The sequence below is a fragment of the Marinobacter sp. genome, from assembly GCF_048269445.1.
In the GTDB taxonomy this organism is placed as follows: domain Bacteria; phylum Pseudomonadota; class Gammaproteobacteria; order Pseudomonadales; family Oleiphilaceae; genus Marinobacter.
Genome location: NZ_JBLXIQ010000001.1, coordinates 25,361 through 46,165, shown reverse-complemented (window position 1 = coordinate 46,165; position 20,805 = coordinate 25,361). Strand labels below are relative to the sequence as shown.

Sequence of the window (20,805 nt, the reverse complement as noted above, 5' to 3'; positions counted from 1 at the left end):
CGGCTCAGGACTCCGCCCTGAGTTGTTCTGCCAGCAGTCTCAGGGCCCGGCCCCGATGGCTGATGCGACTTTTCTCGTCTCGGGACAGCTCTGCCGCGCTGCAACCCTGTTCCGGGGCCAGGAACACCGGATCATACCCAAAACCGCCGTCGCCTCTGGGTGCCCGTAGTATCGACCCGGGCCAGAGGCCATGGCAGATTACCGGGGTAGGGTCATCGGCGTGGCGAAGGTATACCAGCACACAGTGGAACTGGGCCCCTCGCTGCTCATCCGGAATGTCGGTCATGGCTTCGAGCAGCGCGTTCACGTTGTCCTGATCAGTGGCATTTTCGCCGGCAAATCGGGCAGAGCGAACGCCAGGCTGGCCTCCGAGGGCGTCAACGGCCAGCCCGCTGTCGTCGGCCAGGGCAGGTAGCCCGGTTTCCCTTGCCGCATGTCGGGCTTTGAGAATCGCGTTTTCAACAAAAGTAATGGCGGGTTCCTCGGCCTCAGCCACGCCAAGCTCTCCCTGAGCTATCGGCGCCATGCCGAGGGGTGCCAGCAACTCAGCCAGCTCGGCAATTTTGCCTTTGTTGTTACTGGCGATCACGAGTTTTTCGGTCATAACGGGCTCAGTCGCTGAACAGTGTGTGGGCAAATCGTAGCGCCAAGTCCTGCTGATGGCCGGTGGGGCGCGCGGTGATGTTGAAGGTCATCAGCTGACCGGATGAGTACTGATACTCGGCGATGAAATAAACAGCGTCCCCCTCCTGAATCCGGCGGAACGCCAGGAATCGCACCTGCTGGATATCGTTGGACACCTTGCCTTCCACCTGGCCGCTTACCGGAGACAGGGAGCCGTTCTCGTTTTCTTTCATGATGGCAATGTTGACGATGCCAATGCCCTTGCTGCGCTGCAGGTTGTTGGCTTCGGCAACCTCCGGGGCCAGGAAAGTGCTGGGCAAAACACTCCAGAGTACGGTGTAGTTACCGAAATCCTCAGAACCGGCGTGGGCCTGGAGGCTAAACAGGCCTGTGACCATGACAATCAGCAGGCTTCGGAATGTGGAAATGGCTTGTGTGATCATTGCTCTGTCTCCCGTGTAATTCGGTAAATGGCAATCTCGCCCAACAGATTAGGCCACAGGCGAGCCAGCCAGCTGTTCTGGTGCTGGCCGTCCACCACCCGCCGGCTTTTGATTCTGATGCCTTTCTGTCGGCACAGAGCTTCAAAATCCTTGAAGGTGCACAGCCGTATGTTGGGGGTGTTATACCATTTATACGGCAGCGCCTCGGATTCGGGCATACGTCCGCTGAGAGTCAGCCCCCAGCGCAGGCGCCAGTGGGCAAAGTTCGGGAAAGTAACGATGCCTTCATTGCCGACCCGCAGCATTTCATCCAGAACCTTGTCTGGCCGCCTTACTGCCTGCAGTGCCTGGGTCATCAAAACAACATCGAAACTTCCGTCATCAAAGTTTCCCAGCCCCTGTGTGTCCAGATTCTGTTCGATCACCGCCACGCCCCTGCCCATGCAGGTTGTGATGTGGTCCGGGTTGATCTCCAGGCCGAAGCCGCTGGCGCCACGTTCCCGGTGAAGGAAGTCGAGCAGGGTGCCATCACCACAGCCCAGATCAAGCACATGGTGTCCTGGCTGGACCCATTGCTGAATGATTTCGAGATCCGGTCTCATGCGCCGACCTCCCTTGCCACGCGGTCCATGTAGGCGTTGAAAATATCAGTATACCGTGGCGTGGGAATCAAAAAGGCGTCGTGCCCCCAGGGTGCATCCACTTCGGCGTAGCTGACTTTCCGCCGGGCCGCGATCATGGCGTTGACCATTTCTTCCGAGCGGGCCGGAGTGAAACGCCAGTCGGTACTGAAGGAAAGTACCAGGTATTCGCAGGTGGCAGCGGCGAGAGCCTTTGACAGATCGCCACCGAATTCATAGGCGGGATCAAAGTAATCCAGGGCGCGGGTCATCAACAGGTAGGTATTGGCGTCGAAGGTTTCGGAGAAGCGCTCGCCCTGGTAACGGAGATAGCTTTCTACCTGGAATTCGGCGTCGTAGCCGAACTTGTAAGCCTGGTCTCTAAGCTCCCGGCCAAACTTCTCGCCCATGGAGGCGTCGGAAAGGTAGGTGATGTGCCCGACCATGCGCGCCAGCATGAGGCCTCTACGGGGCAGGGTGTCAAAATCGTAATAACGGCCGTCGTGGAACTCCCGGTCCGAGGTGATGGCCTGGCGCGCCACCTCATTAAAGGCGATGTTCTGGGCCGTCAGCCGGGGTGTGGAGGCAATAGTCACTGCATGCCTCAGGCGGTCCGGATAATCCAGGCTCCATTGCAGTGCCTGCATTCCCCCCAGGGAACCGCCGACAACCGCGGCCCAGCAATCAATGCCGAGCCGGTCCGCCAGCAAAGCCTGGCTTTTTACCCAGTCGCCGACGGTAATGACCGGGAACTCGGGCCCGTACGGCTTGCCGGTCGAGGGGTTGTTGCTGCTTGGGCCGGTGCTGCCGTGGCACCCGCCGAGGTTGTTCAGGCTGACGACAAAAAAACGGTCGGTATCGATGGGCTTTCCCGGCCCGATGCAGCTATCCCACCAGCCCGGCTTGCGGTCTTCGGCGGAATGGTAGCCGGCGGCGTGGTGATGCCCGCTCAATGCGTGGCAGATCAGCACGGCGTTGCTCGCATCCGCGTTCAGTTTGCCGTAGGTCTCAACCACAAGGTCATAGTTTTCCAGGGCCTGGCCACAGGCCAGATCGATGGGAGCGTCGAAATGATAGGTCTGTGGGGTGACTAACCCAACAGAATCCGCGGGCAGGGAATCGGGCATCGGCGCGACAGGTTCCTGGTTCGATCCGTAAGTGGCTGAAACAGCAACGGCGGAGCCGTCGCCAGCCCAGCAGTTTAAAGCCGGGGCGTGATGGCTGCAACCGCCTGCATGGTCGCTTTAATGGGGCTTACACAGCCCCGGAGATGTTCACCACTTTCTGCTGGATCAGGGTAGGGGCCGGTTTGCGTATCTGGCGCTGCATGGCATCGGCCAGTTCCAGCTGCCGACGGAGATCTGAGAGGGTGTGATTCAGGCGCTGGCGCTGGGCCCGACTGTCCCGGTCATTTCGCACCATGTCGCGAAGGCGCCGGATCTGGTGCTCCAGTAACTGCTTCTGCTCCATTGAGAATTGCATGATGGGCAGCAGTGCTTCTGACGGCCAGCGCTCGACGTCGTGACGCACCCGGGCATGCAGGGTACGCGCTTCACCAACCATGACATTGAAGAAGCGACGAACCAGAACGGATTGCTCCGTAAGCAGGTTCTTCGGACTGATACGAAAACGGCGGGCCTTTTTTCGCAGTTCACGGATAGCGATTACGTGGCGGCCGGCCCGAAGAGGAATGGGCTCCAGGTGACGTGCACGGTTGTCTTCGTTGTACCGGCGGTAGATGGCGCCCACCATTTTCTCAGCCAGATGGCCCTCGCTCAGCAGGTTGGTCAGGTCGCCCTCAATCAGTTCAAAGAACTGATCCATGGCGCGGTTCATGCCGGCCGTGGTCCAGCTTTTCGACATGTTGTTGCGGACGCGCTCTGCGTGGCCTTCAAATCGCTCTTCACTAACCAGTTTCCTCAGCAGCTCGCCCTGGGAGTCCATCAGGCGCCTGCTGGAGCGCAGGGTGATCAGCTTCTTGTAATAGTAGTCGTAGTCTTTCTGGGCTCGCTCGGCCAGCCGGCCCAATGCCGCCTTGTCCATGGTTACGCCGGCACAGGCCTGGAGTTCCTCGTCCAGGGATTCCAGGCGATATTGCATGGCTGCCTGACTGTTCTGCAGCATGCCAAGAAGATCGTTGATCAGGCTCTGGGTGATCAGCTGCTCTTTGTGCATCAGGATCCGCTGTATGATCAGCTGTTCAAGCTGACCAATATTGGAGCGGTCGAACAATTCACTGTTCTTTCTGACTCTTGCCACCAGGCCCTGTTTGGCCGAAACAGGGATGACGTCGTGCTGGCGCATGCCGAGATGGTCTGCGGTGTAGCTGCGCACCCGATCAATGGCTTCCTGGGTGTGGCGTTCGCCCTGAAGGTCGTCCCAGAGCACATCGATTTTGTTCAGAACCGCAAAGCGTCCGGCGCGATGGTCGGCATGTTGGGTATCGATATGCTCTTTCCAGATGGTCATGTCACTGGCAGTGACACCGGTGTCGGCGCTGAGCACGAAGATAATGGCATGTGCCCGCGGCAGCATGCTGATGGTCAGTTCCGGCTCGGAGCCCAGGGCATTCAGCCCAGGCGTATCGAGAATGCGCAGGCCACGCTCAAACAGCGGGTGACGAATACTGATCTGGGCATTGCGCCATGCCGGCACCAGAACATTGCCCGGGTTGTTGCGGTCCTGCTCCAGCATGTCTTCGTCAAAGCCCAGGCCCCGCGCCTCTTCCGGCGGCACGCTCTTGACCCTGGCCACCTCGGCCAGGACTTCGCGCATGATTTCGGGGTCGCGCTCGTCCAACTCATGCTTGACCCAACGCTCTGGCTGCTTGCGCAACTGCTGAAGCGACAAGTCCCCATTGCGGGTCTCTATCGGCAGCAGGAGCAGGTAATTTTCGTTGGCGCTGCGATCGAAAAACAGCTCGGTGGGACACATGGTGGTGCGCCCGGCCTGGGACGGCAGCATGCGCTGACCGTATTCCGAGAAGAATAGAGCGTTAATGAGCTCGGTCTTGCCGCGGGAGTACTCTCCGACAAAGGCAATGGTCAGCTCGTCCTCTATAAGCAATTCGAGCCCGTGGCGAATACGGGTGCTGATATCGTCGGAAAACAGATTGTTGTCCTGTAGCCATAACCGGTATCGACCGATCTGGCGGATCAGCTCTTTTTTCCAGTTGTGGTAAGCCTCTACCTGCTGCGACAGAGTTCCCTGAGGGGTCATCGGATTTTCCTTCTGCGCGACTTCCGGGTATCCCGGGCAAAACGGGTGCTCACGGGTGACGGATTAATTGCCGGTAATACTAGCCTGTTCTGGTAATGTTTGCGGCTGGGCCGGGAAATCAATGCCGGGTAAGCTGGGGAGGGGTGTCAAAAAAAAGGCTGCAAAATCAGTATCCTGAAGCTGCAGCCTTGTAGGTATGGTTTTCGTGGTTAAGTGTTACAAAGTGTATATTTGAGACGAGGTTTACATACCGAGCCCGATGGCTCCCAGTCCTGCAGCCACTTTCATATGTTCAATGACCACCGAAATGACATTCAGAATCAGGAAGACAATGATCGGTGACAGATCCAGGCCGCCCATGGACGGCATGATGTTGCGTACCGGACGCATCACCGGCTCGGTGATCTGGGCCACCAGCTGAATTGCCGGATGGCCGCTGCCGGGCGCTATCCAACTGACAACCACCACCGCAATAACCGACCAGAAGTAGATCTTCACGATCAGGTCCAGCACGTTCAGTACCGCCCAGACCAACAGCGTGAGCGGGTTCATGGCGGGAATGCCGCCACTCAGGGCGATAAGTATCAGGAAGAAGGTGATGGCCTGAATGATGACCGCCAGAACCAGCGCGGCACCGTCAATCCCGCCCCACCCGGGAATAAAGCGCCGGAGTGGCCGTAGCAGGGGGTTGGTGGCCTTGACCACAAACTGGGTGATCGGGTTGTAGAAATCCGCCCTGGCCAGTTGAAGCAGGAACCGCAACAGGACAATGGTCAGATAAAACGTGGATGCGATCAGCAGGATGGTAATCAGAATGTCTGCCAGCATGAAGCCGTGTCTCCGTTATCGGTTACTGTTTGCCAGCCAGTTCTTTGGCCATGTCTTCGGAGCGCTTGAGCGCCGCGTTGTAGGCCTTGCGGACCAAATCCCGCATGCCACCCTCTTCAAACGTATTGATGGCTTGCTCCGTAGTGCCCCCGGGAGACATCACATTGCGCTTGAGCTGGCCGGGGTCCTGCTCACTTTGGGCGGCCATCTCGGCCGCACCTGCCATGGTCTGGATGGCGAGTTTCCGGGCGGTCCCAGCGGCGATGCCGGCTTCCGTAGCCACCTCCTCAAGTGCTTCGAGCATCAGGAAGAAATAGGCCGGACCGCTGCCCGAAAGGGCGGTAACGCCATGCAGAAGATTTTCATCCTCGACCCAGAGCGCAGAGCCGATGCTCTCGAATACCGATTCCACCATCTTCTTCTGATTGTCTTTCACTTCTTTGTTGGCAAACAGGCCCGCGGCCCCTTTTCCAACCAGAGACGGCGTGTTGGGCATGACTCTGACCAGGGGTAGTCCGCCACCAAGCCAGCCGTCCAGCGTATCGACAGTCAGGCCGGCGGCAATGGAGACCATTAACGGCCGGGTGTTCTGCACCACGGGAGCAATATCGCGACAGACATCGGCCATCACCTGGGGCTTGACCGCGAGGACCACCAGGTCAGCCTGTTGGGCGCAGTAGCGGTTGTCGGTGGTGACACTTACGCCGAAACGCTTGCGGATGGACTGCAGGTGCGCGTCATCCGGTGCGCTGACCCAGATGTCGCCGGCCTTATAGCCGTTGTCCAGCATACCGCCAATGATGGCGCTGGCCATGTTGCCAGCGCCAATAAAAGAAATGGTTGGTGATGTGCTCAAGGTTCACTCCCCGGTTGATCGGTTAAATGTTTGGTCCTGATGATAGCAGGAACCGGCCGATTCAGCTCTTCGCTGGCCGCTTGCCAAACACTGCAGTGCCCACCCTCACCCATGTGGCACCTTCAGCAATGGCCATTTCCAGATCGCCGGACATGCCCATGGACAGCGTGTCCAGAGGGCCGGCATCCGGGTAATCTGTCTTCAGTTGCTTCAGGGTGTTGGCGAGTTTCCGGAAGCTTGCCCTCAGGTCTGCCTCGGGTTGATCCGGATCCGGAATGGCCATCAGGCCTCTCAACTTCAGGTTCGGCAGCTCGCCAATGGCAGCCGTCAGCTCCGGAAGTTCGGTGATTCTGCGACCTGATTTGCTGTCTTCCTCATTAATATTGACCTGAAGGCAGATGTTCAATGGCGGCAGGCTTTGGTCCCGTTGCTCACTGAGCCGGCGGGCAATCTTGAGGCGATCGACACTGTGGACCCAGGAAAAGGCACAGGCAATTTGCCGGGTCTTGTTGGATTGTATAGGCCCGATGAAGTGCCACTCGATGCCATCGAGATCCCTCAGTGCTTCGATCTTCTCCAGCGCTTCCTGAAGGTAGTTTTCACCAAACGCCCGTTGCCCTGAGGCGAAGGCCTCTCGCAGATCCTCAGGGGGCCGCGTCTTGCTGACGGCAAGCAGATGAACAGCTCCTGGTTGGCGGCCGGCCAGCAATGTTGCTTTTTGTATGCGTCGGGTTACGCTCCCGATGTTGTCTGCTATGCTGCTCATAGTGTGAAATCGCCACGCTCGGTCCGTCACTGGTACGGTGACACGTTACCCGCAGGTCACTGAAATGCCAAGTGAACCTCGCCGGGCCCCCGCCGGGCGGAAGTAACCGGGATAAAAGAAAAAGCCTTCCGAGGATTCCTATGGATATTACTGAACTGCTTGCCTTTTCGGCCAAACAGGGTGCGTCTGACTTGCACCTGTCTGCGGGCCTGCCACCGATGATTCGTGTTGATGGAGACGTTCGCCGCATCAACCTGCCGCCCATGGAGCATAAAGAAGTTCACGGGCTGATCTACGACATCATGAACGACAAGCAGCGCAAGGACTACGAAGAATTCCTGGAAACCGACTTTTCCTTTGAAGTGCCGGGCGTCGCCCGTTTCCGCGTTAACGCTTTCAACCAGAACCGCGGTGCCGGTGCGGTGTTCCGGACTATTCCCTCCAAGGTTCTGACCATGGAAGATCTGGGTATGGGCCAGGTCTTCAAGGACGTGTCCTCGGTTCCCCGCGGGCTTGTGCTGGTGACCGGCCCGACCGGTTCCGGCAAATCGACCACGCTGGCGGCGATGATCGACTACATTAACGACACCCGTTACGAGCATGTCCTCACCATCGAGGATCCCATCGAATTCGTGCATGACTCCAAGAAGTGTCTGGTGAACCAGCGGGAAGTGCACAAGGACACTCTGGGCTTTAACGAAGCGTTGCGCTCGGCACTCCGGGAAGATCCAGACATTATCCTGGTGGGTGAGCTCCGGGACCTGGAAACCATTCGCCTGGCCCTCACCGCCGCTGAAACTGGTCACCTGGTGTTCGGCACCCTGCACACTACCTCAGCCGCCAAGACTATTGACCGAGTGGTCGATGTATTCCCGGCCGAGGAAAAGTCCATGGTGCGTTCGATGTTGTCCGAATCCCTGCAGGCGGTTGTTTCCCAGACCCTGATGAAAAAGATGGGGGGCGGCCGGATTGCGGCCCACGAAATCATGATCGGTACCTCGGCGATCCGGAACCTGATCCGTGAGGACAAAATCGCCCAGATGTATTCGTCAATCCAGACCGGTGGTTCCCTCGGTATGCAGACTCTCGATCAGTGTCTGGAGAAGTTGTTGCAGAAAGGGTTGATATCGCGCGAAGCAGCGCGGGCCAAGGCGAAAATGCCGGATAACTTCTAACTCTCTTGCTCTCTGGCCTCATTTTGGGTGCAGGGAGCAGGGCGGCTTGCCTTCCCGGGACACGCTGTGAATGCGTCCCTGTACGCTTGACTGCAGCATCCATGCTGCAGGCAGTCCCGGGAAGGCCACCCGCCCCGCTCCTCGGACCATGTTCGGGGAGTCTACGAAGCGTCGACAAAAGAGCATAGGTAGCAAAATGGAATTCGAAAAGCTGTTGCGGCTGATGGTTGAAAAGGGCGGTTCCGACCTGTTTATAACGGCAGGTGTGCCACCGAGCATGAAGGTGAACGGAAAAGTGTTACCGGTCACCAAGAACGCGCTGACACCGGAGCAGACCAGGGAATTTGTCTATGGCTCCATGAACGAAAAACAGAGCGCCGAGTTTGAAGAAACCCATGAGTGTAACTTTGCGATCAGTGCCCGGGGCATTGGCCGCTTCCGTGTCAGTGCTTTCTTCCAGCGTAACCTGTGCGGCATGGTGCTGCGCCGCATCGAGGTGAAGATTCCACAGATTGACGATCTCGCCCTGCCGGGGGTGATCAAGGATCTGGCCATGACCAAGCGGGGTCTGATCATGTTTGTGGGTGCTACCGGTACAGGTAAGTCTACCTCGCTGGCGGCCATGCTGGGGCACCGTAACCGCAATAGCCGTGGGCATATTATCTCGATCGAGGATCCGATCGAATTCGTACACCAACACCAGGGCTGTATCGTGACCCAGCGGGAAGTGGGTATCGATACCGTGAGCTTTGAAGTGGCCCTGAAAAACACCTTGCGTCAGGCACCGGATGTCATTCTGATCGGTGAGGTGCGTACCCGCCAGACCATGGAGTACTCGGTACAGTTCGCCGAAACCGGCCACCTGTGCCTGGCAACATTGCACGCGAACAACGCCAACCAGGCGCTGGACAGGATCATTCAGTTTTTCCCGCCGGAGCAGCATAACCAGATCTGGATGGATTTGTCCCTGAACCTCAGGGCCATTGTGGCCCAACAGCTCATTCCCACCCCCGATGGTAAAGGGCGTAAGGCGGTTATTGAGGTTTTGATCAATACTCCGCTGGTGGCCGACCTGATCCGTAAGGGTGAGGTGCATCGCCTGAAGGAGCTGATGGCCAAGTCCAACGAATCCGGCATGCAAACCTTCGATCAGGCGCTTTACCAGTTGTACTCCGAAGGCTCGATCACCTACGAAGACGCTTTGGCGCATGCAGATTCTGCCAACGATCTGCGCCTGATGATCAAGCTGGGTACCGATGCCCAAGGGGCGGACAAGTTGTCGTCTTCGGTGGACAAGCTCACGATCCAGGGCGATTAGAATTTGTTGGTTTGTTAGGCTTTCGTCGAAGATGGTTAGAGTCGAAAACCATTAGTAATGGCATTTGAGGCCAGAGATCGGTGCTGCGTATACTCCGCGCAAAATCAATAAGGAGATACCATGCACAAAAAATTCTCAAGGCCTGCACGAGCGGTTTACCTGATCACCCTTGTGGCCGTTGCCTTGCCAGCCAGTACCCTCGCAGGCGGTTTTTCCCTCAATGAGCAGAGCGCCAGCGCCATGGGGACCGCAAATGCTGGCGCTGCCGCTAACCCCGAGAATGCGACGACGGTTCTGTTTAATCCTGCCGGCATGAGCCAGTTATCTGGCACCAACATTTCATTTGGTGCGGCAGTTCTGGATATTGATGCAGAGGCCAAGCCCCGCACCATTCAAGCCAGTAACCAACTGGGCATGCCCGTCTCCGGCTCTGCGGGGGGCGATATCGCTGACCCGGCGGTGCTCCCCAACTTCTACCTGACGCACGAAGTCAGCGATACCATCGACGTCGGCTTCGGCATTCATGCGCCGTATGGTCTGGCTTCCGACTATAAAGACAACTTCAAAGGGCGCTACTTCGCAGATGAAACCGAACTGACAGCCATTTCATTCTCGCCCTCTATTGCCGTAAGTAATGGCAGCGGTCTAAGCATGGGCGCCGGGATCAACCTGATTTACGCCGAGGGTAAGCTGACCAAGTTTCAGGATAATTCAGGAACGAAAGCTTCCGCGACGGGGCCGGACCTTGCCCCTGAGCAGGGATACGCCAACATTGAAGGCGATGATGTCGGTGTGACCTTTCGGGTCGGTTTCCTGTATGAGTTTAATGGTAGTACCCAGGTAGGGCTTACCGCACAAACTGGCACCACGCTGGAGCTGGAAGGTGATGCCGCGTTCACTGGTTTGGCCGTCCTGACTCCCCCCGGGTCGCCGGTGGTTGGTGGTGGAGCTGCGGTAGGTATTGACTCCACTGAGCCTGCACGGGTACCACTGGCCATTCCGGAAAGCGCCACTCTTGGAATCAGACACGAAATAACAGATTCCGTTACGCTTCTGGTCGGGGCGACCTATGCCAAGTGGAGCCGATTTGAAGCGCTCAATGTGTACGGTACTGACTCAACGAAGCCGGTCACCGGCCGCACTTCTGGTTTGATTACCCACATCCCCGAGAAGTGGGACAACACCTGGCAATTCAATCTCGGTGGCGTCTGGCAGGCGACGCCAAAATGGGCATTTAAGGCGGGTTACGCTTGGGACGAATCGCCTGTGGATAAGTATGTTACGGCCCGGATCCCTTCCAGTGACCGCCATTGGTTGTCGCTGGGCACTCAGTGGTCAGATGCGTCGTCCGGCTGGACGGTCGATGCGGCTGTGGGCACCCTGCTGTTCACAGACGATGCCAAGGTGTCGGATCAACCTTATATCCTCACTGCGTCTGGCACACAGCCCAATCCGGCGGATCCAAACTCGGGTTACGAAGCGGAGTATGATTTGAGTGCCTGGAGTGCCGGCATCCAGGTTAGCAAGGCGTTTTAGGGCTTCTATGGAGTCCAGGTTGATCGGTTCCCCCGCCGATCAACCAACCACCTGGCCGCGGTAGATTACCTTTTTCTTCCGTGGCGGGAGGCTTTCTCCTTCGTTTTGATCATTGGCGGAGGCAGGTGGCGCGTCCGCGATCACCTGTCCCCGGTAGTTGCGCCTTGAGCCATCAACCTCCTCAGGTTCAATGTTCAGTTGCGGAACCTGTTCCTTCAGCGTTTCCCAGGTCCGGATTAGATGACTCGAGCGGGTCTTTCGGGCGTAATCCGCCAATTGCTGATCCAGATGCTCCTCTGTGAGATGCAGTTTAACGCCGAATTCCGAATGAATCAGGCGGCGGCACTGGTGAACCAGTTTCAGCACACTGGGGTCCAGCAGCCAGCTACGTTCAGATGCCAGAGAAGTCATGGTTTGAGCCTCGGAAAAGTGTGTCACAACATGGCGCTACCCCGGAGTTTCTGGTGCAGGCAAGGCGCCGACTTCAAGGCTCAAGCGAATTTCATGCCGTATCCGGGTGGGATCGGTGTCGGGAGGTGCCTGTCGCGCCTTGCCGGGAAACCATGACAGGAATAGGCGGCTTCTTATTCCGAATTTCTGGTGCATTTCAGGGCACGGGGGGTATCCGTGCCCTGTTTTGGGGTGGGTCAGTGGGCTTCGTCCCAGTTGTCGCCAGCTCCGGCTTCCACAAGCAGCGGCACATCCAGCTCTGCGGCTGCCGACATGCGTTTCACCAGTCCTTTCCGGATTTTCTCCAGGGCCGATTCCTTCACTTCCAGAATCAGTTCATCGTGAACCTGCATGGTCATCCGTGCTTCGTCGGCGTGCTCGGTAAGTAGCCAGTTCTCCACGTCTACCATGGCCCGCTTGATAATGTCCGCTGCGGTGCCCTGCATGGGCGCGTTGATGGCAGTACGTTCGGCAGCCTGTTGCAGTTGTTTGTTTCGGGCATTGATTTCAGGCAAATACAGGCGGCGTCCAAACAAGGTTTCCACAAAACCATCGTCGTGGGCCTGTTTACGGATGTTGTCCATGTATTTCAGTACCCCCGGGTACCGCTCGAAATAGCGGTCAATGTATTGCTGGGCCAGCTTGCGCTCAACATTCAGTTGCCGGGAGAGACCGAAGGCGGACATACCGTAGATCAAGCCAAAGTTGATAGCCTTTGCGCTTCGGCGCTGGTCCGACGATACCCCGTCCAGGCTTGTGCCGAATACCTCGGCGGCGGTTGCCTTGTGAATGTCCTCTCCGTGTTCAAAGGCATTGAGCAGCCCCTTATCGCCAGACAAATGCGCCATGATCCGCAGCTCGATCTGGGAGTAATCCGCTGCTACCAGTTTGTATCCCTCCTGAGCAATAAACGCCTGACGTATCCGTCGCCCCTGCTCGCTGCGGATAGGGATATTCTGCAGGTTGGGCTCGGAGGAGGATAGTCGGCCCGTTGCTGTGACGGCCTGATGGTAAGAGGTATGCACACGGCCCGTCCGGTGGTGAATAAGCTTCGGCAGCGTATCGGTGTAGGTCGATTTGAGCTTGCTCAGGCTCCGGTGTTCGAGGATCAGTCGTGGGAGTTCGTAATCATGCGCGAGTTCCTGCAACACCGGCTCAGCGGTTGACGGTGCGCCCTTGGGGGTCTTTTTGACGACTGGCAGGCCCATTTTCTCATAGAAAATCGCCTGGAGTTGCTGGGGGGAGCCCAGATTAAAGGTCTCGCCCGCGACGTCGTGGGCCTGTTTTTCCAGTTCGGCCAGACGTTCGGCCAGTTCCTGGCTGTGCTGGCGCAGTGTACTTGCGCTGATCAGGGTTCCGCGTTGTTCCATGCGGGAGAGCACCGGTACCAGGGGCAGGTCGATTTCCTCATAAACAGTCGCCAGCCGCCCGGTTTCCTTCAGCTTTGGCCAGAGCACGTTGTGCAGGCGCAGGGTAATATCCGCATCCTCGGCGGCATAGGGTGCGGCTTTTTCCAGCTCGATCTGGTTGAAAGTAAGCTGCTTGGCACCTTTGCCGGCGATCGACTCGAAGCTGATGGTCTTTTCGCCCAGGTAGTGCATGGCGAGGCTGTCCATGTCATGGCGGGTGCCCACGGAATTGAGCACGTAGGATTCCAGCATGGTGTCTTCTGCAATCCCCTCGAGGCTAATGCCGTGATTGGCGAGTACATTTTTGTCGTACTTGAGGTTCTGTCCGACCTTGGCCAGGCCCGGGTCTTCCAGTAGAGGTTTGAGCTGTTCGAGTACCGCTTCGCGGTCCAGTTGGTCCGGAGCGCCCATGTAGTCGTGCCCCAGGGGAACGTAAGCCGCTTCACCCGGTTTGATTGCGAAGGAGACGCCTACGATCTCGGCGTCCATGTAGCGAAGGCTCGTGGTTTCGGTGTCAAAGGCGAACAGGTCGGCGGCTCTCAGGCGCTGGAGCCATTGCTCCAGCTCGTTCTGATCGGTAATGACGCTGTAGTTTCTGCCGACCTCTGGTGCTGTGTTTTCGTCGGCAGGCGCTGTTGGCGAGCTTCCGTTATCTTCCAGTTCTGCTATCCAGCTGCGAAGCTCGTATTCGCGGAACAGTTCGAGCAGCTGCTTGTCATCCTGCTCGCGCAGCGTCAGGTCTTCCAGGCCAAAGTCCAGCTCCACATCGGTGCGGATGGTAGCCAGTTCACGGCTCAAGGGCAGGGTCTCGGTGGCCTCCCTGAGATACTCTCCGATCTTGCCCTTGATCTCGTCGGCGTGCTCAATCAGGTTATCCAGGTTTTTGTAGGTCTGCAGCCACTTCACAGCGGTTTTCGGTCCGCATTTGTTAACCCCGGGAATGTTATCCACCTTGTCGCCCACCAGGGCGAGGTAGTCAACGATCTGCTCGGGTGTGACGCCGAATTTTTCCACCACGCCGTCCCGGTCCATCCGGGTTTCGGTCATGGTGTTGATCAGCGTGACATGGTCGCTGACCAGCTGTGCCATGTCCTTGTCCCCGGTGGAGACCACTACATCAATGCCCTTACTGGTGGCCTCATCGGCCAGGGTGCCGATGACGTCGTCGGCTTCCACGCCGGTTACGATCAGAAGCGGCAGGCCCATGGCCTTCACCATTTCATGGATAGGCTCGATCTGGCAGGCCAGGTCCTCTGGCATCGGCGGGCGGTTGGCCTTGTACTCTTCATAAAGGTCATGCCGGAAGGTTTTACCCTTGGCATCGAAAACCACCACCATCTTTGATCCGGGGAAATCCTGTTCAAGGCGCCGGATCATGCTGATCACGCCCTTGATTGCCCCAGTGGGATGGTTCTTGCTGGTGGTCAGCGGTGGAAGTGCATGATAAGCACGGAAAAGATAGGACGATCCGTCCACTAGAACCACTGGTGGTGTGTTTTTGCTGGTCATGTCAAAACAGGTCCGGATTCTGATTGAAGCGTGGGTTGGCTTGTGCAACTCTGTACTGAAATCGATGGACGAAAGGGTATCACGAAAATGAAACGAATCGCCTTCCCGGCGTTGCTGCTCGCCTGTTTGCCACTGGCTGCTTTGGCTCAGGAAGAGGGTGCGCTGGACGAGATGCCGGTGGAGACACCAAAGGAGCCTGTCGTGGTCTCCGATTACCAGCCGGCAAGCGACGGCCCGCAAATTGTGATCCGACCGGGGGAGAAGGAAGTGTTCTACGAATACCGGGTCAATGGTCAACTTTTGGAAATCAAGGTGGTGCCTGACGTCGGGCCGGAATATTACCTGGTACCTGCCGATGGCGGGGGCTGGATCCGGGAAACCGAATCCGAGATGCTGGTGCCCAGCTGGGTGATTTTTCGTTGGTAATGGGCAAGGTCAGATCGAATCCGATATTTCCCGCTTTTAGTATGAACATTCTAATTTTTGGGCGTAGTTTGGATCCTGAGATTTAAGAAAGGCTTCTGCCACAGCAGTTTCGGCGGGGGCCTAGTAACTATCAGGAATCAAGGAGATTCGACATGGGTAAACTCAAGTCATACCAGCAACAGCTTCAGAGTATTGTGGATAAAGGCATCAATGCGGCGGAAGAGCAGCAGAAGAAGCTGAGTGCCAAGCCATTCAATTACGCCGAAAAGCTTGAGAGTGAGTTGCGCGAATATAGCGTGAAGACTCTTCGCCAGCGTTACTATGGCTACAGTGATGAGGTCTTTGACCAGCTGCGCAGCCTGAACAGCCGCTTCAGCAACTTCGCCGGTGACCTGGTCGCCAAGCTCGAAAGAGAAGCTGCGGAAGGCGCGGCTGTGGTATCCGACGCTGCCGAGGATGTTTCAGAGGTCGCTCAGGACGCCAAGAAGTCCGTTGAGCCCAAGAAGCCGGCTGCTCGCAAAACCGCTGCGAACAAAGCCAGCTCTGCTGCCAAGAACAGCACTGCTTCTGCCTGAAAACGGTGAAGCATCTCGCTTGATCAGTAAGTGAAATGAAAGAAGGGCCCTCGATCAACCGAGGGCCCTTCTTGTTTATGGCTGGTTTTACGGCCGCCCACGATGTTCAGTCTGTTTCTTTGGTGGTTTCGAGTGGCAGTGTCCGGGCGTCGCCGGTGACTTCTTCGAGGCGTTCTATATCGGCTTCGAAGGCCCTCTGCAGTGCCTCAATTTCCAGGGTTTGCGAGGCAATCTCCCGTTCAATATCCCGAACCTGTGACTCCAGTCGCCGGATTTTCTCAAGAGTGGCTTCGGGAATGTCGCGTCCGGCCCGTTCCATATCCGCCGCGCGGCTCTGTTCACTGTCCAACTGACTGGATATTACCGAGATGTTGCCTCGCTTGAGCTGGATCAGGCCTTTGAGTTCCCGGATTTTTCGATGCATTGCTTTGACTGCCTGATCCGGGTGACTGAAGCGTTTCAGCAATTGCCTGTCTTGCTCACGTTGTTCGGCGAGCTCTTTCTGGCGTTGCTTTTCGGCTTCCCGGGCCGCAATTTCCTCTTCCGTGGGGGCGGGGGGGATGGTTTCGATCACGCGGCCATTGTTGCCCAGAATATCGTAGCCTCGTTTGGTGGCTTCCTGGGGAATGGTGCCGCTGATCACAACCTGACCGTTCTCATCCGTGTAACGGTACATGTTGGCTGCCGCGTGGGTGGCTATACCCAGCATGAGCGCACACGCAAAAGCTCTGGCTGAAAATGCGGTCAGACGGTTGGCCATTAGTCAGACTCCGTAACGATCCCGATAGCTGGCGACCTTCTCGGCGTGCCCGGCGAAGTCCGGGTTGGCCTTCAGATAGTCCAGAACCTGTTCAAGGCGAATGATGCTCACCACCGGGATGCCGAATTCCTTTTCCACTTCCTGAATGGCCGACAGTTCGCCATTGCCTTTTTCCTGGCGGTCCAGCGCTATAAGCACACCGGCCGGTTCGGCACCGGCTGCCCGGATAATGTCGATGGACTCACGGATCGCAGTGCCTGCAGTAATTACATCATCGACGATCAGCACTTTGCCCTGCAACGGTGCGCCTACGATATTGCCGCCCTCACCATGATCTTTCTTTTCCTTGCGGTTAAACGCAAAAGGTTTGCTGTTACCGTCTGTAGCCAGGGCCATTGCAGTTACGGTGGCCAACGGAATGCCCTTATAGGCAGGGCCGAAAATAATGTCATAATCCAGCCCGCTGCGTGCTATCGCGGCGGCATAGGCCTTGCTTAATTGAAGCAGGTCGTCCCCGGTATTGAACAAACCTGCGTTGAAGAAGTAGGGGCTGGTTCGACCCGACTTGAGCGTGAACTCACCAAAGCGCAGTACGTTCCGGCGGATGGCAAAATCAATAAATTTTTTCTGATAGTCGTGCATGACAAGGCTTCTGGCGGGTGTTGATCTTTAATTAACGCGTAAAAACGGTATCATACACACAAACCGAATCAGGGAACACGTATGCGGGTAGTATCAATCAGCGTCAATGGCCTCGCCCAGGCTGTTGAGAAGGGCTTTTTCGACTGGCTGGCGCAGCAGGATGCCGACGTCGTCTGTGTCCAGGACCATCGCATGCGGGCCTACGAGATTGAGGACTACAACCTGATTCCGGAAGGTTACGAGGCCTATTTCATTGATGGCGAGAATAATGAGGATGGGGGCGTGGGCATCTACACCCGCCATTTTCCAAAGGCCATCATGTACGGTTTCGCGAACGAGCAGGCGGATCGTGAGGGCCGGTTTATTCAGGCCGATTTTGACAAGGTTTCCGTGGCCTGTGTACTCGCTCCCTGTGCCCTTGGCCGGGAAGAAGAGCTGATCGGTGAAGATGACCTGACCGTGCTGGATCACAAGGACGAGTTCATGGAGTCCTTCGGTCTGCACATGCAGAAGACACTTCGCAAGCGCCGGCAATTTATTTTCTGCGCCAATCTCCAGACCGCCCACCACGTAACCGACGCCAGCCCGCTCTACCACAAGTTGGATTTTTCCGGCTTCCTGCCCCACGAGCGCGCCTGGCTTGATCGCTTGTTTGATGAAATGGGTTGTGTTGACGGGTTCCGTGAGGTGAACAAGCAGAGTAATCAGTTTACCTGGTGGCCGGAGCAGGCGGAGGGGTCCCGCAAGAATGCCGGTATCCGGGTTGATTATCAGTTGCTGACGCCGGGAATTCGCAAAACCATCGAGGATGGCTGGATTGATAGCTCAACCCGGTTCTCGGACCATGCGCCGGTGATTATGGATTACGATATAGAGATTGGGTTCTGAGCCTGCCGGTTGACTGACTTGTAGCGTGTCCCGGAAAGGTCTCCCCCTCCGGACACGTAGGCGACTGACTTACTTGGCCAGCGCCGCCTTCTGAATCTCAAACAACTGCTCAATACCCTGCTTCGCCAGTACCAGCATGCCGTCCAGTTCTTCCTGAACAAACGGCGCTCCCTCTGCTGTGCCCTGAATTTCGATAAAGCCACCCTGGTCAGTCATGATGACGTTCATGTCGGTTTCCGCGTCGGAGTCTTCCGGATAGTCCAGATCCACCACCGGCGTTCCTTTATAAACGCCAACGGAAAATGCAGCGATCATTTGTTTGAGTGGTGATTTTTTCAGGCGTTTTTCGGCGACGAGGTGGTTCAGGGCGTCGACCAGTGCCACGCAACCGCCGGTGATGGCCGCAGTACGGGTGCCCCCGTCGGCCTGGATGACGTCGCAGTCTACGGTGATGGTGTGCTCGCCGAGGGCGGAAAGATCGACGGCGGCACGCAGGGAGCGGCCGATCAGGCGCTGGATTTCGACGGTGCGTCCGCCCTGCTTGCCGCGGGCGGCTTCCCGGCCCATACGGCTGCCGGTGGAGCGGGGAAGCATGCCGTATTCGGCAGTAATCCAGCCTTTACCTTCGCCCCTCATAAACGGGGGAACCTTGTTTTCGACGGAGGCGGTGCAGATAACTTTGGTGTCCCCGAATTCCACCAGCACGGAGCCTTCGGCGTGGCGGGTATAGTTGCGGGTAATTCGAACATCTCTCGGTTGCTCGGGCGTTCTGCCGCTTGGACGCATAGTGTTTCCTGAAGTCAGTAATGAATGTCCGGGCGGATGGCCCGGTCGATCGGTTGTCGAAAAGGCAGAAGAGTATAACACGTTGGCCCGGGCCTTTTGTTCGGTTCGCCGTGGGTGTTAATAGCCTGTTAAACTCAACTTGTTTCTACCAACCACAAGCGGAGCCGACATGATCCGAAGTATGACCGCATTTGCCCGGAAGGATATCCAGGGAGACTGGGGTACGCTGACCTGCGAGATCCGGACGGTGAACCACCGATATCTGGAGCCTTCGTTCCGTCTGCCAGAAGCCTTCCGGGAGCTTGAGAGCCGGTTTCGCGAGGAGCTTCGGAAGCAGCTGAAGCGTGGCAAGGTGGATGTGTCCATGCGGCTTCAGTCAGCCGACAATGTAACCCAGAGCTTTGAGATCAGCGAAGAGATGGCTCAGGCGGTCAATGAGGCGGCGAATCACGTCAACCGGATGCTGGACAACCCCGCCCATATCAACGCCCTGGATATTCTTCGCTGGCCGGGCGTTCTCTCGGTGCCGGAGCAGGACTATGGTCCGGCGAAAGAGGCAGCGGCCCGCCTGTTTGAGCAGACCGTCGCAGAGCTGGCGTCAGTGCGGGAGCGTGAGGGAGAGAGGTTGCGTCCCTTGTTCGAGGACCGTCTGAAAACCATGGCTGAACTGGTCTCGGAAGTGCGCACCCGCATGCCGGCGTTGCTTGATGCTCAGGAGAAGACGCTTCGGGAACGGTTCGAGAAAGCGAAGGTGGAGCTGGATCCTGATCGGGTTGCCCAGGAAATGGTGATGCTGGCCCAGAAAAGCGACGTGGCTGAGGAGCTGGACCGGCTGGACGCCCATGTGGGAGAGGTGGCGGATACCCTCAAGATCGAGGACGCCATCGGTCGCCGGCTGGATTTCCTGATGCAGGAACTCAACCGCGAGGCCAATACGCTGAGCAGCAAAAGTATCGACGCCGGGGTAACCCGCATAGCCGTGGATCTGAAGGTGCTGATCGAGCAGATGCGGGAGCAGGTGCAGAATTTGGAGTAAGCTCGGCTCAAGGCTGTTTCAGGCTGTCCAGTTGGTCAGGCAGCCTGAAAGTGACCCGATGCTTGCTCAGCGGGCAGTCGAATTCCAGGTAGAATGCCAGTAGCTGCAAAGGAATCGGGGCGGGTCGTCCATAGAGGCGGTCGCCGACGATCGGGTGCCCCAGGCCGGCCAGGTGGCGGCGAATCTGGTGTTTTCGTCCGGTTTCAATGCTGACTTGTACCAGGGAGGTCTGGTCGGTCGCGCTGGTACTCAGTGTTGTCACCCGGCTGGTTGCCAGTTTGCCGTCCACCGGCGCGTCCACGAGTTGATTCTGGATGTTGGTCACTCCGGTCACTCTGGCTCGGTAATGTTTGGTCATGGTTCGGGCTGAAAAGCACTGGGAGAGGGCGCCCGCGGCTTTCGGGTCGTGGGCGATCAGCATCAGCCCGGCGGCGTCGGCGTCGAGGCGGTGGATAAGATGACATGGCCGGTCGAGGCGAATTTCTGCTAGCCTCAACAGGCTGCAGTGGTCACCCCACTGTGAGCCCTGGGCGAGCATGCCGTGGGGTTTGAACCAAACGGTGTAGCGTCCTTTGTCCTCCAGCAGAACCGGGTCGTCGGGCTTTCTCGCCAGTATCTTCTCATCATAGTGCAGCTGCAGGCGCACGCCGGCTCTGAGCTCTTTCGTCGCCCTTCGCAACCTCAACTGTTTGCCCTTGTGCGTCCACCAGCAGGCGCCCTTCGTCATCGCGTCCTTGATCTTTTGGCGAGAGAGCTCCGATGCCTCACTCAGTGCGTCAGCGGCTTTCCGGGGTTCCTGAAGAGTGATGTCTATGGTGGTTCGCATAGGATGTGTCAGTTGTTAAAAATAGAATGTGGCAGTTGATAAAAAGGGAAATCAGGCAAATGGTATCAGGCGGCGCGCTGTCGGGGTGCGGTGTTTTGCCAAAGTCCGTATAA

General features: G+C 57.4%; 21 protein-coding genes. 7 read left to right on the top strand and 14 right to left on the bottom strand.

Going from position 1 to position 20,805, the window contains the following annotated elements; genetic code table 11:
• Positions 1-4 precede the first annotated feature (4 nt).
• The 8 genes from rdgB to ACN0XM_RS00190 all read right to left on the bottom strand — a co-directional run bounded on the left by rdgB (position 5) and on the right by ACN0XM_RS00190 (position 7,356).
• Positions 5-604 carry an RdgB/HAM1 family non-canonical purine NTP pyrophosphatase gene (rdgB, locus tag ACN0XM_RS00225; protein ID WP_417564901.1) on the bottom strand — a complete coding sequence of 200 codons (600 nt, stop codon included), beginning with the start codon at positions 602-604 and terminating at the stop codon, positions 5-7.
• A gap of 7 nt (positions 605-611) precedes the next feature.
• Entirely contained in the window at positions 612-1,022 is a 411-nt protein-coding gene (locus ACN0XM_RS00220) for a DUF4426 domain-containing protein (protein WP_417565497.1), read from the bottom strand.
• Positions 1,023-1,063: 41 nt separating this feature from the next.
• Positions 1,064-1,669, bottom strand: a complete 606-nt coding sequence (gene metW / locus ACN0XM_RS00215; RefSeq protein ID WP_417564900.1) for a methionine biosynthesis protein MetW — start codon at positions 1,667-1,669, stop codon at positions 1,064-1,066.
• Entirely contained in the window at positions 1,666-2,814 is a 1,149-nt protein-coding gene (metX, locus tag ACN0XM_RS00210) for a homoserine O-succinyltransferase MetX (RefSeq protein WP_417564899.1), read from the bottom strand. Before metX ends, metW begins: the two co-directional genes overlap by 4 nt.
• Positions 2,815-2,941: 127 nt before the next feature.
• A complete protein-coding gene (locus ACN0XM_RS00205) occupies positions 2,942-4,906 on the bottom strand; it encodes a dynamin family protein (protein WP_417564898.1) in 1,965 nt (654 codons plus the stop codon).
• A gap of 243 nt (positions 4,907-5,149) precedes the next feature.
• A complete protein-coding gene (locus ACN0XM_RS00200; protein WP_417564897.1) occupies positions 5,150-5,734 on the bottom strand; it encodes a YggT family protein in 585 nt (194 codons plus the stop codon).
• A gap of 22 nt (positions 5,735-5,756) precedes the next feature.
• Positions 5,757-6,590, bottom strand: a complete 834-nt coding sequence (gene proC / locus ACN0XM_RS00195) for a pyrroline-5-carboxylate reductase (protein ID WP_417564896.1) — start codon at positions 6,588-6,590, stop codon at positions 5,757-5,759.
• Positions 6,591-6,651: 61 nt separating this feature from the next.
• Entirely contained in the window at positions 6,652-7,356 is a 705-nt protein-coding gene (locus ACN0XM_RS00190) for a YggS family pyridoxal phosphate-dependent enzyme (RefSeq protein WP_417564895.1), read from the bottom strand.
• A 140-nt stretch (positions 7,357-7,496) separates the two neighbouring features.
• Here ACN0XM_RS00190 and ACN0XM_RS00185 point away from each other — a divergent pair, with 140 nt between their 5' ends.
• The 3 genes from ACN0XM_RS00185 to ACN0XM_RS00175 all read left to right on the top strand — a co-directional run bounded on the left by ACN0XM_RS00185 (position 7,497) and on the right by ACN0XM_RS00175 (position 11,385).
• A complete protein-coding gene (locus ACN0XM_RS00185; RefSeq protein ID WP_417564894.1) occupies positions 7,497-8,531 on the top strand; it encodes a type IV pilus twitching motility protein PilT in 1,035 nt (344 codons plus the stop codon).
• Between the two features lie 196 nt (positions 8,532-8,727).
• On the top strand, positions 8,728-9,849 hold the full coding sequence (locus tag ACN0XM_RS00180) for a PilT/PilU family type 4a pilus ATPase (protein WP_417564893.1): 1,122 nt from the start codon (positions 8,728-8,730) through the stop codon (positions 9,847-9,849).
• Between the two features lie 120 nt (positions 9,850-9,969).
• Positions 9,970-11,385 carry an OmpP1/FadL family transporter gene (locus ACN0XM_RS00175; protein WP_417564892.1) on the top strand — a complete coding sequence of 472 codons (1,416 nt, stop codon included), beginning with the start codon at positions 9,970-9,972 and terminating at the stop codon, positions 11,383-11,385.
• Between the two features lie 39 nt (positions 11,386-11,424).
• Here ACN0XM_RS00175 and ACN0XM_RS00170 read toward each other — a convergent pair whose 3' ends face one another.
• On the bottom strand, positions 11,425-11,796 hold the full coding sequence (locus ACN0XM_RS00170) for a hypothetical protein (protein ID WP_417564891.1): 372 nt from the start codon (positions 11,794-11,796) through the stop codon (positions 11,425-11,427).
• A gap of 236 nt (positions 11,797-12,032) precedes the next feature.
• Complete coding sequence (gene polA / locus ACN0XM_RS00165; RefSeq protein ID WP_417564890.1) at positions 12,033-14,753, bottom strand: DNA polymerase I; 2,721 nt, start codon at positions 14,751-14,753, stop codon at positions 12,033-12,035.
• Between the two features lie 87 nt (positions 14,754-14,840).
• Between polA and ACN0XM_RS00160 the strand changes: the two genes are divergently transcribed.
• The gene (locus ACN0XM_RS00160) at positions 14,841-15,179 is read left to right on the top strand and encodes a DUF2782 domain-containing protein (protein WP_417564889.1); all 339 of its coding nucleotides are present in this window, start codon (positions 14,841-14,843) and stop codon (positions 15,177-15,179) included.
• A gap of 152 nt (positions 15,180-15,331) precedes the next feature.
• The gene (locus ACN0XM_RS00155) at positions 15,332-15,754 is read left to right on the top strand and encodes a hypothetical protein (RefSeq protein WP_417564888.1); all 423 of its coding nucleotides are present in this window, start codon (positions 15,332-15,334) and stop codon (positions 15,752-15,754) included.
• 106 nt (positions 15,755-15,860) lie between these two features.
• On the opposite strand, the gene ACN0XM_RS00150 is transcribed toward ACN0XM_RS00155, so the two are convergent.
• Together ACN0XM_RS00150 and pyrE are read right to left on the bottom strand one after the other, a co-directional pair.
• Positions 15,861-16,514, bottom strand: a complete 654-nt coding sequence (locus ACN0XM_RS00150) for a DUF4124 domain-containing protein (RefSeq protein ID WP_417564887.1) — start codon at positions 16,512-16,514, stop codon at positions 15,861-15,863.
• 3 nt (positions 16,515-16,517) lie between these two features.
• Positions 16,518-17,156 carry an orotate phosphoribosyltransferase gene (gene pyrE / locus ACN0XM_RS00145; protein WP_417564886.1) on the bottom strand — a complete coding sequence of 213 codons (639 nt, stop codon included), beginning with the start codon at positions 17,154-17,156 and terminating at the stop codon, positions 16,518-16,520.
• Between the two features lie 81 nt (positions 17,157-17,237).
• Between pyrE and ACN0XM_RS00140 the strand changes: the two genes are divergently transcribed.
• Positions 17,238-18,044: an exodeoxyribonuclease III gene (locus tag ACN0XM_RS00140; RefSeq protein WP_417564885.1), complete on the top strand. Its 807-nt coding sequence runs from the start codon at positions 17,238-17,240 to the stop codon at positions 18,042-18,044.
• Between the two features lie 69 nt (positions 18,045-18,113).
• Here ACN0XM_RS00140 and rph read toward each other — a convergent pair whose 3' ends face one another.
• Positions 18,114-18,830 (bottom strand): ribonuclease PH, encoded by a 717-nt coding sequence (gene rph, locus ACN0XM_RS00135; protein ID WP_417564884.1) that lies wholly within the window; start codon positions 18,828-18,830, stop codon positions 18,114-18,116.
• Between the two features lie 169 nt (positions 18,831-18,999).
• On the opposite strand from rph, the gene ACN0XM_RS00130 reads away from it, so the two are divergent.
• A complete protein-coding gene (locus tag ACN0XM_RS00130) occupies positions 19,000-19,866 on the top strand; it encodes a YicC/YloC family endoribonuclease (protein WP_417564883.1) in 867 nt (288 codons plus the stop codon).
• 7 nt (positions 19,867-19,873) lie between these two features.
• Here ACN0XM_RS00130 and ACN0XM_RS00125 read toward each other — a convergent pair whose 3' ends face one another.
• Positions 19,874-20,692 (bottom strand): RluA family pseudouridine synthase, encoded by an 819-nt coding sequence (locus tag ACN0XM_RS00125; RefSeq protein WP_417564882.1) that lies wholly within the window; start codon positions 20,690-20,692, stop codon positions 19,874-19,876.
• Positions 20,693-20,805: the final 113 nt, after the last annotated feature.

Bases quoted from the DNA above. Each gene is read 5' to 3' on its own strand.
- ACN0XM_RS00160 (WP_417564889.1), top strand. From the start codon at position 14,841: ATGAAACGAATCGCCTTCCCGGCGTTGCTGCTCGCCTGTTTGCCACTG.
- ACN0XM_RS00200 (WP_417564897.1), bottom strand. From the start codon at position 5,734: ATGCTGGCAGACATTCTGATTACCATCCTGCTGATCGCATCCACGTTT.
- ACN0XM_RS00155 (WP_417564888.1), top strand. From the start codon at position 15,332: ATGGGTAAACTCAAGTCATACCAGCAACAGCTTCAGAGTATTGTGGAT.
- ACN0XM_RS00170 (WP_417564891.1), bottom strand. From the start codon at position 11,796: ATGACTTCTCTGGCATCTGAACGTAGCTGGCTGCTGGACCCCAGTGTG.
- ACN0XM_RS00185 (WP_417564894.1), top strand. From the start codon at position 7,497: ATGGATATTACTGAACTGCTTGCCTTTTCGGCCAAACAGGGTGCGTCT.
- pyrE (WP_417564886.1), bottom strand. From the start codon at position 17,156: ATGCACGACTATCAGAAAAAATTTATTGATTTTGCCATCCGCCGGAAC.
- ACN0XM_RS00140 (WP_417564885.1), top strand. From the start codon at position 17,238: ATGCGGGTAGTATCAATCAGCGTCAATGGCCTCGCCCAGGCTGTTGAG.
- ACN0XM_RS00130 (WP_417564883.1), top strand. From the start codon at position 19,000: ATGATCCGAAGTATGACCGCATTTGCCCGGAAGGATATCCAGGGAGAC.
- polA (WP_417564890.1), bottom strand. From the start codon at position 14,753: ATGACCAGCAAAAACACACCACCAGTGGTTCTAGTGGACGGATCGTCC.
- ACN0XM_RS00125 (WP_417564882.1), bottom strand. From the start codon at position 20,692: ATGCGAACCACCATAGACATCACTCTTCAGGAACCCCGGAAAGCCGCT.
- ACN0XM_RS00220 (WP_417565497.1), bottom strand. From the start codon at position 1,022: ATGGTCACAGGCCTGTTTAGCCTCCAGGCCCACGCCGGTTCTGAGGAT.
- metW (WP_417564900.1), bottom strand. From the start codon at position 1,669: ATGAGACCGGATCTCGAAATCATTCAGCAATGGGTCCAGCCAGGACAC.
- ACN0XM_RS00190 (WP_417564895.1), bottom strand. From the start codon at position 7,356: ATGAGCAGCATAGCAGACAACATCGGGAGCGTAACCCGACGCATACAA.
- ACN0XM_RS00150 (WP_417564887.1), bottom strand. From the start codon at position 16,514: ATGGCCAACCGTCTGACCGCATTTTCAGCCAGAGCTTTTGCGTGTGCG.
- ACN0XM_RS00180 (WP_417564893.1), top strand. From the start codon at position 8,728: ATGGAATTCGAAAAGCTGTTGCGGCTGATGGTTGAAAAGGGCGGTTCC.
- rph (WP_417564884.1), bottom strand. From the start codon at position 18,830: ATGCGTCCAAGCGGCAGAACGCCCGAGCAACCGAGAGATGTTCGAATT.
- ACN0XM_RS00205 (WP_417564898.1), bottom strand. From the start codon at position 4,906: ATGACCCCTCAGGGAACTCTGTCGCAGCAGGTAGAGGCTTACCACAAC.
- rdgB (WP_417564901.1), bottom strand. From the start codon at position 604: ATGACCGAAAAACTCGTGATCGCCAGTAACAACAAAGGCAAAATTGCC.
- ACN0XM_RS00175 (WP_417564892.1), top strand. From the start codon at position 9,970: ATGCACAAAAAATTCTCAAGGCCTGCACGAGCGGTTTACCTGATCACC.
- metX (WP_417564899.1), bottom strand. From the start codon at position 2,814: ATGCCCGATTCCCTGCCCGCGGATTCTGTTGGGTTAGTCACCCCACAG.